Here is a 14444-nt window from a genome sequence, read left to right on the forward strand (position 1 = left end):
TAATGCCCCTCGTTACTGCTGCTGCCCTGGTTGACCAGGCAAACAATGGCCAAGTGGTGAGCTTCCCCACGGATACCGTGCCTGCCCTCGCGGCAAAACCCGACGCCGCCCCCCTGATCTATCAATTGAAACGGCGATCGCCCGACAAACCGTTGATCCTAATGACGGCTTCCTTGCCAGAGATTTGGGACTATGTAGTGGGTAGTGAAACAGAAAAAGCACAATGGCAGGCGATCGCCCAGCAATATTGGCCAGGGGCGTTGACCCTTGTCCTGCCCGCTTCTGAAAAGGTTTCAGCGGCAATGAATCCGACTAATTCCGGTACCATTGGCGTGCGTGTCCCCGATTTGGCCTTGGCCCAAGGGATTTTGCGAGAAACAGGCCCCCTCGCCACCACCAGCGCCAACCGTTCCGGTAGCGACCCCCTCGAATGGATGGCGGCGATCGCCAAAGAATTTCCCGAAATCCCAGTGCTTGATTGCACAACCCAGGAACGAACAAGCAAAATTGGCAGTGGACAGCCCTCGACGGTGGCCCAGTGGACAGGCTCCGGCTGGCGCATTCTCCGTCAAGGGGCAGTGAGCCTTAATTTGTAAAAAATAATTTGTGTTTAAGCGCGGTCTTGGTTTTGGCGCATCCCAAAGACGAGGCCCAAGCCGACGATTCCCGCTAGGAATGAATAGGCAAAGTAATCATGGCTGTGTTCCGGTTGGGGCAGTTCGCTAATGGCGTTGGCGTCGATCCCCTCTGCTTGGACGGGCACAATTAGGCGATCCCAGTGGCTATCGTCGGCGGAACCAATTTCTACGGCCCAGTCTCCGGCTTTGGTAGTGTCGGCTTTGAAGCTAAATTTCCCGTTTTCATCGGTGCGACCAATCATGATCGGTTGGTCAGGATTTTCTGGAGAGTAAACCGTAACGGGGGCATTGGGGAAAACTTCGCCATCACCAAAGGTGCTTTGGAGCTCAAAGTTATCGAAGCGCACTTGGAAATTCGTTTCAATGGCGTGGGCCAGGGCTGCTTTGGGGGCGAGACAGCCGACTGACAAGCAAGTGATGGTGGTGAGGAGAGACTTAATATTCATAGGTACTTTACTGAAACAGGGCGTAACCTGAAACCTAGGGTATTTAGAAAACTGAGGCACCAGCACGAACGGGCCAGGGCCTTAAAATTGGCTTCAATTATAGCCAACCTTTCTGGGAAAATTTGTGAGGCAAGTTTTTCGCCCAAAACCTAGGACTTAACCTGGGCGCCGTGGCTACGGGGATCACTCTGGCGAGGTTGTTGATTGGGGCGATCGAGTTTAGAAACTTGGCCTTGGTCGTAGGTGTAGGGTAAGTCGTTGTGGGCGAGGAGGGCATTGAGGTCGGCTTCTAAAATACTGCGCGGTTGTTCGCCAATGGTTTCGGCGATCGCCTCACCAGTTTCATCAAGGAAAACAAAGTGGGGAATCCCATCAACGCGGTATTTCAGCACTTCCGGGAGCCATTTGCCGTTATCGACATTGAGCATCACAAAATTAAGGCGATCGCCGTAGGTTTGTTTGATTTGCCGAAGATCCGGGGCCATGGCCTGACAACTGGTACACCAATCCGCATAAAATTCCATCAAAGTCGGGCGACCATTGTCGAGGGCGACGGTGAGGGGCACAGCTTCGGCGGCCTGGGCTTCGAGGGTAGCGGCAGGGGGCTGGAATTTGATCCCCAGGGCGAGGGATACCGCCAGGGCGATCGCCACCAAACCAATTACGAGACCTTTGAGTTTATTTTGTCCAGAATTTGTGTCAGTCATAGCTAAGGGCCAGATTCCAAGTAAAACTTATAAGTATTGTAAAGGGCGCGTTCCGTCAGAAAAATCCGATAAAGTAAGAAGCCTGAGTTTTTAACCCACATTTTTCACATTGCTCTAAAAAAGGCATCGAGGCGCAACATGGCAGAACAGGATTGGATCATCATTGGCCAGGTGGTGGCCGCCCAGGGTCTTAAAGGAGAAGTGCGGATTAATCCCAGCACTGATTTTCCCGAACGCTTCGAAGTGCCCGGTCAACGGTGGTTACAATTACCCAACCAAGACCCCCAATCGGTAGAACTCGAACGGGGCCGACAAATCCCTGGTAAAAATTTATTTGTCGTGAAATTTGAACATATCCAAGACCGCACCCAAGCAGAAAATATCCGGGGTGCTAAAGTTCTGGTGCGGGCTGGCGATCGCCCCGAACTTGAAGCCGACGAATACCATGTCAGCGACCTGATTGGCCTTGAGGTATTTGATTACAACACCCAAGCCAAACTAGGGATTGTCAGCGATCTCTACATGGCGGCCCAGGACGTCCTCGAAGTCACCGATGCCAACCAGAAAAAGCACCTTGTCCCCTTCGTGAAGGCCATTGTCCCCGTCGTTGATCTAGTAGAAAATCGCCTGGAAGTGGATGCCCCTCCCGGACTTTTTGAGATTTAAGTACCAAAACTCCGCCTGTAAATCTAGAAAAAAGGCGATCGCCCCCAGGGAAAAATCCGTCCAGGGTGAGCAGTCAGGATAGAATAATCCTTTGTTCTATACAAAAACTTAAGGATCTGTAGCCCTCGTGCCCACGGGAACTTCCCCCAAACCCCGCCCCCGGCGACACGACCCGCAGTATCCGACCCAAACGAAACATTTATATTTAATCGAATTGTTATGGCTAAAGTTCTTGTTTCCGACTCTATCGACCAAGCCGGAATCGATATCCTCTCCCAGGTCGCCCAAGTAGACGTTAAAGTCGGATTACCCCTCGAAGAACTCATCAGCATTATTCCCGAATACGATGCCCTGATGATTCGCTCCGGGACCAAAGTCACCAAAGAAGTGATCGAAGCCGGTAAAAACCTCAAAATCATTGGCCGTGCCGGAGTCGGTGTTGATAATGTCGATATTCCCGCCGCCACCCGCCAAGGGATCATCGTCGTCAACTCCCCCGAAGGAAACACCATTGCCGCCGCCGAACATGCCCTCGCGATGATGTTGTCCCTCTCTCGCCACATCCCCGATGCCAACCAGTCCGTCAAAGCCAAAGAATGGAACCGGAAAAAATTCATCGGCGCAGAAGTTTACAAAAAGACCCTCGGCGTTGTCGGTCTCGGCAAAATTGGTGCCCACGTAGCTAGCGTCGGTAAAGCCCTAGGCATGAAGCTCCTCGCCTACGATCCATTTATCTCCGAAGAACGGGCCGGACAATTGGGTTGTCGCCTCGTCGATCTCGATTACCTGTTCCGGGAAGCCGACTACATTACCCTCCACGTCCCCAAAACCCCCGAAACCACTCACTTGATTGGCGAAGAGTCCATCGCCAAAATGAAGCCCACCACCCGAATTGTTAACTGTGCTCGCGGTGGCGTTGTTGACGAAGCCGCCGTTGCTAAAGCGATCCAAGAAGGTCGCCTTGGTGGGGCCGCTTTGGATGTTTTTGAAGAAGAACCCCTGGGTGAATCCGAACTCCGGGCCTTGGATAACGTCGTCCTTACGCCCCACTTGGGTGCTTCTACCGCTGAAGCCCAGGTAAATGTTGCCGTTGATGTTGCCGAGCAAATTCGGGATGTCATTTTAGGGTTGCCAGCACGCTCTGCGGTGAATATTCCTGGCCTCAATGCTAACGTCATGGAAAAACTGCGTCCCTATCTCCAGTTGGCGGAGACCCTAGGGAACATGGTCGGTCAGTTGGCCGGGGGCCGCATCGAAAAATTAAATGTGACCCTCCAAGGGGATTTAGCCGAAAAAGAAGCCAAGCCCTTGGTTGTAGCTGCTCTTAAAGGCTTACTTTCTCCAGCATTGCGGGAACGGGTCAACTATGTAAACGCAGAAATTGAAGCGAAGGAACGGGGCATCCGGATCATTGAAACCCGTGATGAATCGGTACGTGATTACACCGGGGCTATTCACCTAGAAGCCACTGGGGCCGATGGGGAACACTCCGTCAATGGGGCGCTGTTGAGTGATGGGGATATCCGCATTACCAGTATCAATGGTTTCCCCATCAATGTGCCGCCGACGGGCTATATGCTCTTTACGCTCCACCGGGATGTGCCGGGGATTATCGGAAAAATCGGTTCTCTGCTGGGCAGCTTTAATGTGAACATTGCCAGTATGCAGGTGGGCCGCAAGATTGTCCGGGGTGATGCCGTGATGGTACTGAGCTTGGATGATCCGCTGCCAGAAGGCGTTCTGAGTGAGATTACGAAGGTAACCGGCATCCGGGATGCCTATACGGTTAAGCTGTAAGGTTAAGCTACAGGGGAAAGGTCTCTGGATACTTTCCCCTGGCCAATGACAAGGGGAAAAAGATGACAACAACCTGGTGGGAATTACAGATCCTCTGCGACCCGAGTTTAGAAGAGACGATTTTCTGGCGCTTAGATGATTTTGGCTGTCGGGGAATGGCGGGGGAGCAGAAGGGGCAGTCCTACCTGATTCGTGCCTACAGTCCCCAGGCGGAGTTTGATCATTTGGATCTTGCGGCCTTAGCGCTGCTACTGAAACAGGATGCTTTACTTGCCCGTTTGCCTAAACCCGCGGTTAAGTGGCATCTCATTGATGAGGAAGATTGGTCAAGTAGCTGGAAGAGCCATTGGCAACCCCAAGAAATTGGCGATCGCCTGTTGATTTACCCAGCCTGGTTAGAAGTGCCCACCCATTCAGAACGCCTCCTATTGCGCCTCGATCCGGGTTCTGCCTTTGGGACTGGCGCTCACCAGACCACCCAACTGTGCCTCGAAGCCCTAGAAATGCGTTTAGGGCAGCAACCAGAAACCCAGGTAATCGCGGATATTGGCTGTGGTTCGGGGATTCTTTCCATCGGGTCTCTCCTTTTGGGGGCGAAGCAAACCTTTGGGGTGGATACGGATATTTTGGCGGTGACTGCCTCCAACAGTAATCGGGCGCTCAATAACATCGAACCAGAGCGCATGGTCGTCGCCCAGGGTAGCATCGATACCCTCCCCCAAATGTACCCAGAGCCCTTTGACGGGATTGTTTGTAATATCCTGGCGGAAATTATTATTGAGCTAATCCCCAAGATGTCGGCGATCGCCAAACCGGACACCTGGGGAATCCTCAGCGGCATTCTGATCGAACAGATTCAACCCATCGCCGATACCCTCGAGCAAAATGGCTGGGCGATCGCCGCCCTCTGGAAGAAAGACGAATGGTGTTGCTTCAATATCCGCCGAAACTAAGTCTTTTTGCGCAAATGTGACAAAGTGCCGAAAAAAACAACCCACCCCCAGCAAATCAGTTCATAATAATTGACACTAGATGTGCAATTAAACTGAATGGCATGAGTGACAACACTTCCCTTCCCCCCATTTCCCGCCGTAGCGCCCTCAAACTCCTTGGGGTGGGAGCCGCCGGATCGATGGTCGGGTACACCCGCTTCGCCAAACCCCACCCGACGATCCACCAGCAAGAATCCTTGGATTTACCCCACTATCACACCCAGGGGAAAAAAGTCGTTGTCATTGGGGGCGGTTTAGCAGGGCTGGCCGCCGCCTACGAATTAAGCCAACGGGGTTTTCAGGTCACGCTGTTAGAAAAAGCCCCCCAACTCGGTGGCAAGGTCGCCAGTTGGAAAATTAATGTCGGTGAAGATGAGTTCATGATGGAACACGGCTTCCACGGCTTTTTCCCCCAGTATTACAACCTCAAGAGCTTGGTCAGTGAACTGAGCATCAACGACAATTTTCAATCCTTAGATTTTTATTCCCTCGTTTTCAAAGACCCAGACCGCTATCGCCCAGAGGTATTTCGTCCCAGTAATACCGCCTTTCCTTGGAATATCGTGGATCTCGCCATTTCTTCGCCGAACCGACTCCGTTGGGGCATTAACCTCACGAAAATTAAGCATTTAGAGGTTTTTCACGCGATCACGGGCTTTAAAATCCCCCGTACCTACGACACCTACGACACTATTACCGTGGCGGATTGGGTCCGGGGTGAATTTCCCCAGGGCCTTTATGACCTCTACTTTTTACCCTTCGCCAAATCTAGCCTCAATGCCCCCGATACCTTGAGCACAGGGGAATTGCTGCAATTTTTTCACTTCTACTTTTTCGGGAACCCAGAGGGCCTAGCGTTTAACGGCACCGTAGATGACATGGGCACGAGCCTCGTTCAACCCATTGCCGATGCCATCCGCGCGAAAGGGGGCCAAATTTTGACCGATGTGTCCGTCAGCGAAATTCAATGTCAGGACAACAAAATCCAGGCGATCGCCTACCAACAGGGAGACGAGCAAACGGATGTACCTTTCTGGACGAAGCAGAATGAATTGATTACCGATGACAGTCTGGAATACTACGGCGCTGGGGATGCAATGTATGCGGTCAATCCGGCAACGGAGGAAGGCTTGTCCTTAACCTGTACCCACCAGGGTTGTACCGTTGGTCGGCAAGCGGATGGCTCTTTTCTCTGTCCCTGCCACGGGGCGCGCTACGATGCCAATGGTAAACGTCTGAGTGGCCCCGCCCAACGGGATTTAGCTCCCTTTAAAGTCCAGGCCCGTGAAGCTGATCAGGTACAGTTAGTAGCCGAAAATCCCAGTGATGAACTCCAGCGGGGCACCCTTGCCGCCGATTATGTGGTGCTGGCGACGGACGTGCCCGGAACTCGCCATTTGTTTACCCGCTTAGTGGGAGACCGGGATCCAGAGGCAGAACGTAAAGTTGATCAATTGGTGGTGTCTGATCCCTTTGCGGTGGGACGGTTCTGGTTGGATCGAGATTTCCCCTGGGAGCACAGTAAGTTTGCATCATTGTCGGGCTATGCCTTGACCGATAGCATTACCCTATATCACCAAATCCAGACCCAGTTTAAGGATTGGGCCGCCCGTACCGGGGGTAGTGTGGTGGAGCTCCATGCTTACTGTTATAAAGAAAAAGAATTTCCGACCCAAGAGGCACTGTTGGCCACCTTTGAGCAGGAACTATACGAAATTGTACCGGAACTCAAGGGAGCGACGGTGCTCCATCGGCAACTGGTGAACCAAAAGAATTTCTCTGGCTATCCCCCCAATAGCTATGGCGATCGCCCCACCACCGAAAGCGAAATTAGCAATCTCATGTATGCCGGGGATTGGGTAAAAATGCCGTTCCCCTGTGGCTTGATGGAACGGGCAATCAGTAGCGGTTTGCTCGCCGCCAATGGCATTCTCCAGCGGGAAGGGATACAGCGGCGGCCGATTCTCTCGGTGAATCCGGAGGGGGTTTTTAAAATCTAAATTATTCAGATTTGGTCTGTTTGAGTTTGGCGATCGCCCCGACAAAACCCAAGACTACCAGCACGTTGGAGAGGGTCAAAAAAGATTCAGCGCTGCCATGGAGCCAGTCCACATTTGCCAACTCTTCGCCATATTGCACCTGGGCGTAAATGCCGGCGGGAATGGAGATCGCCACAAAAACGAGGAGGACGTAAAAGCCGATCAGGGCCAGTTTTGGCGTTTTCCCGGATTTGGTCAGGAACCATAAAAAACCGAGATAGGGAAACAGGGACAGGGCAAAAAAAGTTTCTTTGGAGAACATTATGGAATAATCAGCAACCAAGGGGCGTTTGTCTCCGTATTTTAAAGGATTCTGCCTATTTGCTTCGATGTCGTCGCTCCAAATTATTGATCAAAAAAATCCAGCCTTCTTTATTGAAGCGTTTCAAAAGGCGATCGCCCGTCACGAATCCGTGTTGCTAGTCAATTCTACTTGGCAAACTTCAGAACGGACACAAATTAAATCACTCTTAGGGCAAGATCAAAGGCCAGAACTTCTAACAAAAAAATCCCACATTTTAATTCCCACCGGCGGCACATCAGGACAACTAAAGTTAGCAATTCATACCCCTGAAACCTTGTCTGCTTCGGCCCAGGCTTTCCAACGTTTCTTCGCTTTAGAACGGGTAAATTGTTTTTGTATTTTGCCCTTCTACCATGTCAGCGGCTTGATGCAATGGTGGCGATCGCATTTGAGTGGGGGTGACTTTAAACTCGGCGATTATCCAGCGTTAAAACGTGGCATTTTACCGGAGGGGGATATGAGTAATTTTTGTCTATCCCTAGTACCAACTCAATTACAAGTATTGCTCCAAGTTTGCCCCCAATGGTTAGCCCAGTTCCGCTTAATATTACTCGGTGGCGCACCACCTTGGCGATCGCTCCTTGAGCAAGCCCGGCAATTGCAGCTCCGGATTGCTCTGACCTATGGCATGACGGAAACCGCTTCCCAGGTGGTAGCCCTAAAACCCGCAGACTTTTTAGACGGCAAAGATTGTGCGGGCCAAGTTTTGCCCCATGCCAATTTATCTTTATCAGAAACAGGCTTGATTTCCATTGCGGCCCAATCGTTATTTCTCGGTTACTACCCCAAGTTTGATCATCCTAAAACTCTAAAAACAGATGATGTTGGTGCCTTTGATCAAGCGGGCTATTTACATTTATTGGGACGCCAAAGCCAGAAGATTATTAGTGGTGGTGAAAATATTTATCCAGCGGAAATTGAAGCGGTAATTCTGGGGACAAAATTCGTTAAGGATGCGGCGGTTTTAGGTTTGCCAGATCCTTACTGGGGAGAAGTTGTCATTGCTGTGCTGAGTTTGAAAAATCCGAGTGGTTTAGACAAAATTAAAAAGGCGATCGCCAAGCAATTAAGCCCTTATAAACAGCCAAAACATTGGTTGCTGGTTGAACAATTGCCGCGCAATGCCCAGGGAAAGTTAAACCGAATCAAACTCCGTCAAATGATTGAAAATCGCTATCAGTAAAGGAGGAAGTCGCATTTTTGATGTAGATTTATGAAGCAAGCTTAATTTTGCCAATACATCTGCCATGACTGCCCTTAGTCCTACCCACATCAACCCCAGCTACGCCCAACGTCATCCGCTGCGGGTGGTCGCTTTCGGGGATAGTTTGGTGTATGGGTTTGGCGATCCAGTCCGGGGTGGTTGGGTCGAGCAATTACGGCTCCACTGGATGGGCAATCCCCAAGGCCATGTGCTCTATAACCTCGGTGTGCGGGGTGATACGGTGAAATTGGTAGGCGATCGCCTCGGAGCCGAGTACCAACAACGGGGTGAATTGCGTAATAAACAGCCGGATTTAATTTTGTTGTCCGTCGGGGTCAATGATTCGCCGCGCCTGGGGCGTCCCGATGGGAAAAGTTTTACGGATTTTGACCTTTTCCAAAGCCAGTTAGACAATTTGTTAGAACAGGCGCAACAATTTTGTCCGGTAATTTTTATCGGTCAAGTGCCCGTTAATGAAGCCAAAATGCCTTTTCTTGACTGCCTATATTACAGTCACAGCGAACAATATCGTTACAAAGAATTGACAAAAAGGCTGTGCGGCGATCGCCAAATTCCGTACCTGGATATTTTTGATTTGTGGCTCAGTCGCGGCACCCACTGGGTCAATGAGCACCTCAGCGCCGACGGTCTCCACCCCAACAGCGGAGGCTATGCGATGCTCTTTCAAGATGTGATCAACTGGCAGGCGATCGCCCAACTCGATTCTGGTAACACTTGCTCAATTTCATCGAAAACGCCAGTATCTCTTGGGGTTTAAGATAAAAGTCAGTTCTCTGGCTGAAAATCCCCCATGGCATTCCCTATTATCCAAGCGACTATCGAGCGCCTAAAAAGTTTTGTTACATCGCCGACCCAAACAACATGGCAATTTTACCAAGCGGAGACCGCTGTTCCGAAAACATTTCGCTCAGATTTAGCAACCTTTCAACCCACTCAGCTCGCAGCAATTCAACCAAATAATAATGGTTATCTCGTTTTTGAAAAGGGGTTAAAGCTCGCTTGGTTTCACCAAAAAATCACCCTCCCTGAAAGTATTAATAATTATAATATTTCCGGATTAAATGCCCGCTTAAATCTTACTTGGTGGGCCGAAATTGCTGCAATTTTTGTCAACGGCAAATTAGTTTGTGAAGGCGATTTATTTGATTCTTCAACGCGGCTGCTATTAACGGATCAGGCCCAAGCGAATCAGATTTTTGAGGTGGCGATCGCCCTCGTTAGTCCGGGCCATGATATTGGCGCATTGATGAAATCTGAATTGATTTTTGAATCACCTACCTTAGACATTTTAGAAGCGGGGAGTTTTGCCACAGAATTACAAATTTTGACCGACTATTTAGCGCGTTATGATCCGGAAAAAATAAATTTTGTAGAAGCGCACTTAAATCGTATCCCTTGGGCACAAGTCACAGATACACAAGCGTTTAATCAAGCGTTAGCAGAAATTCGGACAAACCTAATACCAGTTGCCAGTTGCCTTAAAACACGAAAATTTCATGTTTTGGGTCACGCCCACTTAGATATGGCTTGGCTCTGGACAACGGCTGAAACCTGGGAAGTGGGACAACGCACATTTCAATCGGTTTTAAATCTCCAAGGGGAATTTTCTGAATTGATTTTTGGCCATAGCACCCCAGCCCTCTACGATTGGATTGAAAAAAATCGTCCTGATCTTTGGGAGAAAATTCAACAGGCGGTTAATAATAATTGTTGGGAATTATTGGGCGGAATGTGGGTCGAGCCCGATGTAAATTTGGTTTCTGGGGAATCTATTATCCGTCAATTTCTTTATGGTCAACAATATTTTTTAGAAAAATTTGGCCGACGTTCAACCATTGCTTGGTTACCGGATTCCTTTGGGTTTCCCAATCAATTTCCTCAACTGGCCCAGCATTGCGGTATTAAAGCATTTGGCACCGGAAAGCTCCACTGGAATGATACGGCTCCTTTTCCCCATGGTTTATTTTGGTGGCGATCGCCCGATGGCACAGAACTGTTAACCTTTATGACTCCTCCCAATGTCACCGGAATTATGGATACCAATCCGCTGACGATGGCCAGTTATGCCCAAAAATGGGAAGCACAAACCCATTTAAAAGATATTTTTTGGTTGCCGGGCGTAGGTGATCATGGTGGTGGCCCCACAAAGGATATGTTGCAGGTGGCTCGCAAGTGGCAACAGTCGCCATTTTTTCCTAAATTAGAATTTTCCACCGCAGAAAGTTACCTCAATCATGTTAAAGAAACCCCCAATTTACCAGTTTGGCAGGATGAACTTTATTTAGAATTGCATCGTGGGTACTATAGCGTGCACCGGGATCAAAAAATCTTTAATAATCGCTGTGAAACCCTACTACGTCAAGTTGAAATTTGGTCGGCGATCGCCAACAATTTACCTCACACAGATTCCTTGAGATCAGAAATATCTCAAAACCAATTAAAAGACCTCTGGAAAAAAGTTTTATTTAACCAATTTCACGATATTTTGCCCGGCACCTCGATTCCTGAAGTTTTTACAGAAGCTAACCAACAATGGCAGGAAGTGATTAATACTGGGGAAGCGATGTTATCCCAAAGCTTTAAGGCGATCGCCTCGCAAATCACCTATGATTGCCCCTTAGAAAAGGCGGCTAAACCACTACTTCTTTTTAATGACCTCAACTGGGAGCGCACAGAGGTTGTTAGTTTAAGTATTCCAGATTTAGTGACAGTTTACGACTGGAACGGCAACAAAGTCGAGCCACAAATCATTGTTGAAGATTTACAGGCAGATCACAACGACAAAAAATATTTATCTTTTCTCGCGACAGTGCCATCCGTCGGTTATTCCCTCTACTGGTTGTGTCCCGATCCGCAAGCACCAACCCAAAGAGAAGGCGATTTACATAATGAACCAGACTTTATTTTAGAGAATAATTTTCTTCGTATTGAAATCGCCCCGAAAACAGGAAATATTGCCCAATATTTTGACAAAATAAATAAAAAAAATATCTTTTTTGATGCGGGCAATCAACTGCAAGCCTTTGAAGATAAAGGCCAATACTGGGACGCCTGGGATATTGCCCCTGATTATGAAAGCAAACCTCTCCATTCCCCTGAAGTAGTTTCAATTTACTGGCGAGAAAAAAATGCTGTGCGCTCAATTATCCGTGTGAAAAAGCAATTAAATCAATCCACTTTTAGCCAGGATTATCAACTCGATTACCAGGGAAAAATGCTAAGGATTTACAGCACCGTAAATTGGCAGGAAGATCAAGTTGTCTTAAAAGTGGCATTTCCCTTAGCCATTGATGGGGCTACTTGTACCTATGAAACTTCTTGTGGTGCCATTGAACGAAAACCGGAAATTGATTCCGCAAAATGGGAAGTGCCAGCCTTACGCTGGGCTGATTTTCATAACGAGAAGTATGGCATTAGTATTCTCACCAAAAATCACCATGGCTACGATGCAAAATCCGGTCAATTGCGCCTAACGTTATTAAAAAGTCCTCTCTGGCCTGACCCTCAAGCAGATCGGGGAACACACTATTTAGCCTATGCTCTATATCCCCATAGTGGCCCATGGCAAAGGGCGAGAACCGTTAATTTAGCACGGAATTTTAATTCACCTTTACGGGCATTGGTTCCCGACATTACGACCACCCAAAACGATTTGTTGCCCCACCATTCTTTTTTGACATTAGGCTCAGATAATTTGGTTTTATTAGCTTTGAAACAGGCAGAATCAACTCAAGGTTATATCCTTCGTTTCTATGAAGCTTGTGGCCAAACAACCAAATTAAATTACCGTAATACTTTGGGGTTAACCATCGCAGAGCGAGTGAATGGCTTAGAAGATACGATTTCACAAACAATTGACATACCGATTCAACCTTGGAAAGTCCAAAGTTATCGCTTAGAAAAACATCAAAACGCGAAAGACATCTAGTTCAAAGCTCAATTGTTTCATACATTTTGCTATTTTCTTCGACGCCACGGTATTGCCAGGCGACAGATTCGGGGTCTTTGGCCTTCGACCACTGGGCAAAATGTTGGCCCCCTTTTTGATTGTGGCGACTCAGGGTCGAGGGATTGGAACGGAGGCGGCGGGCGAGATCAGCTTGTTTCAGGACAAGAGGACTTTTTTTTTCGGGGCTGGGCTGGGTTTCGGTGGTTTGGGCCGGGCCGTTTAATTCGGACTTGAGCTGGGCGATCGCCTGTTGAATTTCCGTTTGTACCCATTCCTGGGTTGGTACATTACTGGGGAGGGTTTTAGAGACAATGGCCTGGAGTTCATCTTTGTCTAAAACAGGGGTAGGGGTGTTGCCATTAAGGTCAGCACTAAAAAAGATCCGCAGCACTTCGATAATGCCTGTGCCCAGGGCGGGCTTCTCTTTGCCGCTTTTTTTGCCTTGGCGGGACAGACCATTTTCCAAACAAAAAGCGGTCAGACGTGCTTCAATTTCCTCGGGGAGATAGGCGGTGACGGCTTTATTTTTGGTACCCATGTTGTCATAGTCCATTACTCTTTCCTCGATTTTACAGAACAAGTAATGGATTTAGTCAATTACTATACTTTTTCGAGGTGTAAACGGTTCATGATGGAGGGCTTGGCTAAAGAACCATGGCAGAAATGAAATGTCTCAAGGATTTTGGGGAAGCGGAGATTCTCCAGCGGCTGCAGCGGTTTTGTCCGGCAGAAATTATCGGCGATGATGGAGCGGTTTTAGGGTTTCCCCCTGGTCAGAATTTGGTCGTGACGACGGATGTGCTGGTGGATGGGGTGCACTTTGGCGATCGCACAATGTCTCCAGAGAAAGTGGGCTGGCGCGCAGTGGCGGCGAATTTATCGGATCTAGTGGCGATGGGAGCAACGCCAATCGGCATTACCGTGGGTTTATCTCTGCCCCCAGAAACACCGATCCTTTGGCTCGACCAGCTTTATCAAGGACTGGCCGCCTGTTTGGGTCGTTATAGTACGCTTCTAGTCGGTGGAGATTTGACGCGATCGCCCATCAAAACCATTGGCATTACGGCCTTTGGGGTCGTGTCACCGCACCGCACGATTCAACGCAGTACCGCAAAAGTAGGCGACATGATTCTCGTCACAGGTTGCCATGGGGATTCCCGTGCGGGTCTGGAATTGCTGCTTCATGGTGATTCTCACGCCCCAACTTTATCGACAGGCGATCGCCAAGCTTTGATCCGCGCCCACCAAACGCCCCAACCCCGCCTGGATGTACTGCCGCATTTAAACCCCTCAGATTCGCCCCCAGCAGGGATGGATAGTAGCGATGGTTTAGCCGATGCCGTGCTGCAAATTTGTCAACGCAGTGGTGTCGGTGCCGTAGTGGAAGCAGAGAAAATTCCCCTGTCCCCGGCCCTCCGGCGTTATCAAGATCCAGAAACGGCTTTACGGTGGGCTTTGTATGGTGGCGAGGATTTTGAACTGGTGCTTTGTCTCCCCCCGACGGCGGCGGAACAGCTCCTGGCCAAGCTTTCAGGTCAAGGGGCGATTATCGGCCACATTACCGCAGAACCAATGGTGGCGATCGTCAATCATGCAGGTGAAACTATGTCCTTAAGCCAAACCCAAACTTTTCAACACTTTGCCTAACGTTTTCCTTGCCGAGATTCCCAGCCGAATGTGA

At 49.3% G+C, this 14444-nt stretch carries 13 protein-coding genes; 9 read left to right on the forward strand and 4 right to left on the reverse strand.

Annotation, left to right across the window (positions count from 1 at the left end):
- The first annotated feature begins 2 nt into the window (after window positions 1-2).
- Entirely contained in the window at window positions 3-596 is a 594-nt protein-coding gene (locus AWQ24_RS06295) for an L-threonylcarbamoyladenylate synthase (RefSeq protein ID WP_065716297.1), read from the forward strand.
- A 14-nt stretch (window positions 597-610) separates the two neighbouring features.
- On the opposite strand, the gene AWQ24_RS06300 is transcribed toward AWQ24_RS06295, so the two are convergent.
- Both AWQ24_RS06300 and AWQ24_RS06305 read right to left on the reverse strand, forming a co-directional pair.
- Window positions 611-1084: a hypothetical protein gene (locus AWQ24_RS06300; RefSeq protein WP_012306864.1), complete on the reverse strand. Its 474-nt coding sequence runs from the start codon at window positions 1082-1084 to the stop codon at window positions 611-613.
- 149 nt (window positions 1085-1233) lie between these two features.
- A complete protein-coding gene (locus AWQ24_RS06305) occupies window positions 1234-1791 on the reverse strand; it encodes a thioredoxin family protein (protein ID WP_030006469.1) in 558 nt (185 codons plus the stop codon).
- A gap of 138 nt (window positions 1792-1929) precedes the next feature.
- Here AWQ24_RS06305 and rimM point away from each other — a divergent pair, with 138 nt between their 5' ends.
- The 4 genes from rimM to AWQ24_RS06325 all read left to right on the forward strand — a co-directional run bounded on the left by rimM (window position 1930) and on the right by AWQ24_RS06325 (window position 7246).
- Window positions 1930-2457: a ribosome maturation factor RimM gene (gene rimM, locus AWQ24_RS06310; protein ID WP_030006470.1), complete on the forward strand. Its 528-nt coding sequence runs from the start codon at window positions 1930-1932 to the stop codon at window positions 2455-2457.
- A 219-nt stretch (window positions 2458-2676) separates the two neighbouring features.
- Complete coding sequence (serA, locus tag AWQ24_RS06315; RefSeq protein ID WP_012306867.1) at window positions 2677-4254, forward strand: phosphoglycerate dehydrogenase; 1578 nt, start codon at window positions 2677-2679, stop codon at window positions 4252-4254.
- Window positions 4255-4316: 62 nt separating this feature from the next.
- Complete coding sequence (prmA, locus tag AWQ24_RS06320; RefSeq protein ID WP_062433597.1) at window positions 4317-5207, forward strand: 50S ribosomal protein L11 methyltransferase; 891 nt, start codon at window positions 4317-4319, stop codon at window positions 5205-5207.
- A 101-nt stretch (window positions 5208-5308) separates the two neighbouring features.
- Window positions 5309-7246 carry an FAD-dependent oxidoreductase gene (locus AWQ24_RS06325; RefSeq protein WP_083993503.1) on the forward strand — a complete coding sequence of 646 codons (1938 nt, stop codon included), beginning with the start codon at window positions 5309-5311 and terminating at the stop codon, window positions 7244-7246.
- Between the two features lies 1 nt (window position 7247).
- Here the strand turns inward: AWQ24_RS06325 and AWQ24_RS06330 are convergent, their stop codons facing one another.
- A complete protein-coding gene (locus AWQ24_RS06330) occupies window positions 7248-7547 on the reverse strand; it encodes a DUF3593 domain-containing protein (protein ID WP_030006473.1) in 300 nt (99 codons plus the stop codon).
- A gap of 67 nt (window positions 7548-7614) precedes the next feature.
- Here AWQ24_RS06330 and AWQ24_RS06335 point away from each other — a divergent pair, with 67 nt between their 5' ends.
- From AWQ24_RS06335 to AWQ24_RS06345, 3 genes are all read left to right on the forward strand, one after another.
- Window positions 7615-8772, forward strand: a complete 1158-nt coding sequence (locus tag AWQ24_RS06335; RefSeq protein WP_065716299.1) for a 2-succinylbenzoate--CoA ligase — start codon at window positions 7615-7617, stop codon at window positions 8770-8772.
- 64 nt (window positions 8773-8836) lie between these two features.
- Window positions 8837-9571, forward strand: a complete 735-nt coding sequence (locus tag AWQ24_RS06340; protein WP_065716300.1) for a GDSL-type esterase/lipase family protein — start codon at window positions 8837-8839, stop codon at window positions 9569-9571.
- 33 nt (window positions 9572-9604) lie between these two features.
- The gene (locus tag AWQ24_RS06345; RefSeq protein WP_157096835.1) at window positions 9605-12742 is read left to right on the forward strand and encodes an alpha-mannosidase; all 3138 of its coding nucleotides are present in this window, start codon (window positions 9605-9607) and stop codon (window positions 12740-12742) included.
- A 1-nt stretch (window position 12743) separates the two neighbouring features.
- On the opposite strand, the gene AWQ24_RS06350 is transcribed toward AWQ24_RS06345, so the two are convergent.
- On the reverse strand, window positions 12744-13316 hold the full coding sequence (locus AWQ24_RS06350) for a hypothetical protein (RefSeq protein WP_065716301.1): 573 nt from the start codon (window positions 13314-13316) through the stop codon (window positions 12744-12746).
- 101 nt (window positions 13317-13417) lie between these two features.
- On the opposite strand from AWQ24_RS06350, the gene thiL reads away from it, so the two are divergent.
- Entirely contained in the window at window positions 13418-14410 is a 993-nt protein-coding gene (gene thiL / locus AWQ24_RS06355) for a thiamine-phosphate kinase (protein WP_065716302.1), read from the forward strand.
- Window positions 14411-14444 lie beyond the last annotated feature (34 nt).

This window comes from Picosynechococcus sp. PCC 8807, from assembly GCF_001693295.1.
GTDB lineage: Bacteria > Cyanobacteriota > Cyanobacteriia > Cyanobacteriales > MRBY01 > MRBY01.

What these genes read in the sequence shown, in the direction of transcription:
- AWQ24_RS06295 (WP_065716297.1), top strand. Translation starts at nt 3, where the DNA reads ATGCCCCTCGTTACTGCTGCTGCCCTGGTTGACCAGGCAAACAATGGC.
- AWQ24_RS06300 (WP_012306864.1), bottom strand. Translation starts at nt 1,084, where the DNA reads ATGAATATTAAGTCTCTCCTCACCACCATCACTTGCTTGTCAGTCGGC.
- AWQ24_RS06305 (WP_030006469.1), bottom strand. Translation starts at nt 1,791, where the DNA reads ATGACTGACACAAATTCTGGACAAAATAAACTCAAAGGTCTCGTAATT.
- rimM (WP_030006470.1), top strand. Translation starts at nt 1,930, where the DNA reads ATGGCAGAACAGGATTGGATCATCATTGGCCAGGTGGTGGCCGCCCAG.
- serA (WP_012306867.1), top strand. Translation starts at nt 2,677, where the DNA reads ATGGCTAAAGTTCTTGTTTCCGACTCTATCGACCAAGCCGGAATCGAT.
- prmA (WP_062433597.1), top strand. Translation starts at nt 4,317, where the DNA reads ATGACAACAACCTGGTGGGAATTACAGATCCTCTGCGACCCGAGTTTA.
- AWQ24_RS06325 (WP_083993503.1), top strand. Translation starts at nt 5,309, where the DNA reads ATGAGTGACAACACTTCCCTTCCCCCCATTTCCCGCCGTAGCGCCCTC.
- AWQ24_RS06330 (WP_030006473.1), bottom strand. Translation starts at nt 7,547, where the DNA reads ATGTTCTCCAAAGAAACTTTTTTTGCCCTGTCCCTGTTTCCCTATCTC.
- AWQ24_RS06335 (WP_065716299.1), top strand. Translation starts at nt 7,615, where the DNA reads ATGTCGTCGCTCCAAATTATTGATCAAAAAAATCCAGCCTTCTTTATT.
- AWQ24_RS06340 (WP_065716300.1), top strand. Translation starts at nt 8,837, where the DNA reads ATGACTGCCCTTAGTCCTACCCACATCAACCCCAGCTACGCCCAACGT.
- AWQ24_RS06345 (WP_157096835.1), top strand. Translation starts at nt 9,605, where the DNA reads ATGGCATTCCCTATTATCCAAGCGACTATCGAGCGCCTAAAAAGTTTT.
- AWQ24_RS06350 (WP_065716301.1), bottom strand. Translation starts at nt 13,316, where the DNA reads ATGGACTATGACAACATGGGTACCAAAAATAAAGCCGTCACCGCCTAT.
- thiL (WP_065716302.1), top strand. Translation starts at nt 13,418, where the DNA reads ATGGCAGAAATGAAATGTCTCAAGGATTTTGGGGAAGCGGAGATTCTC.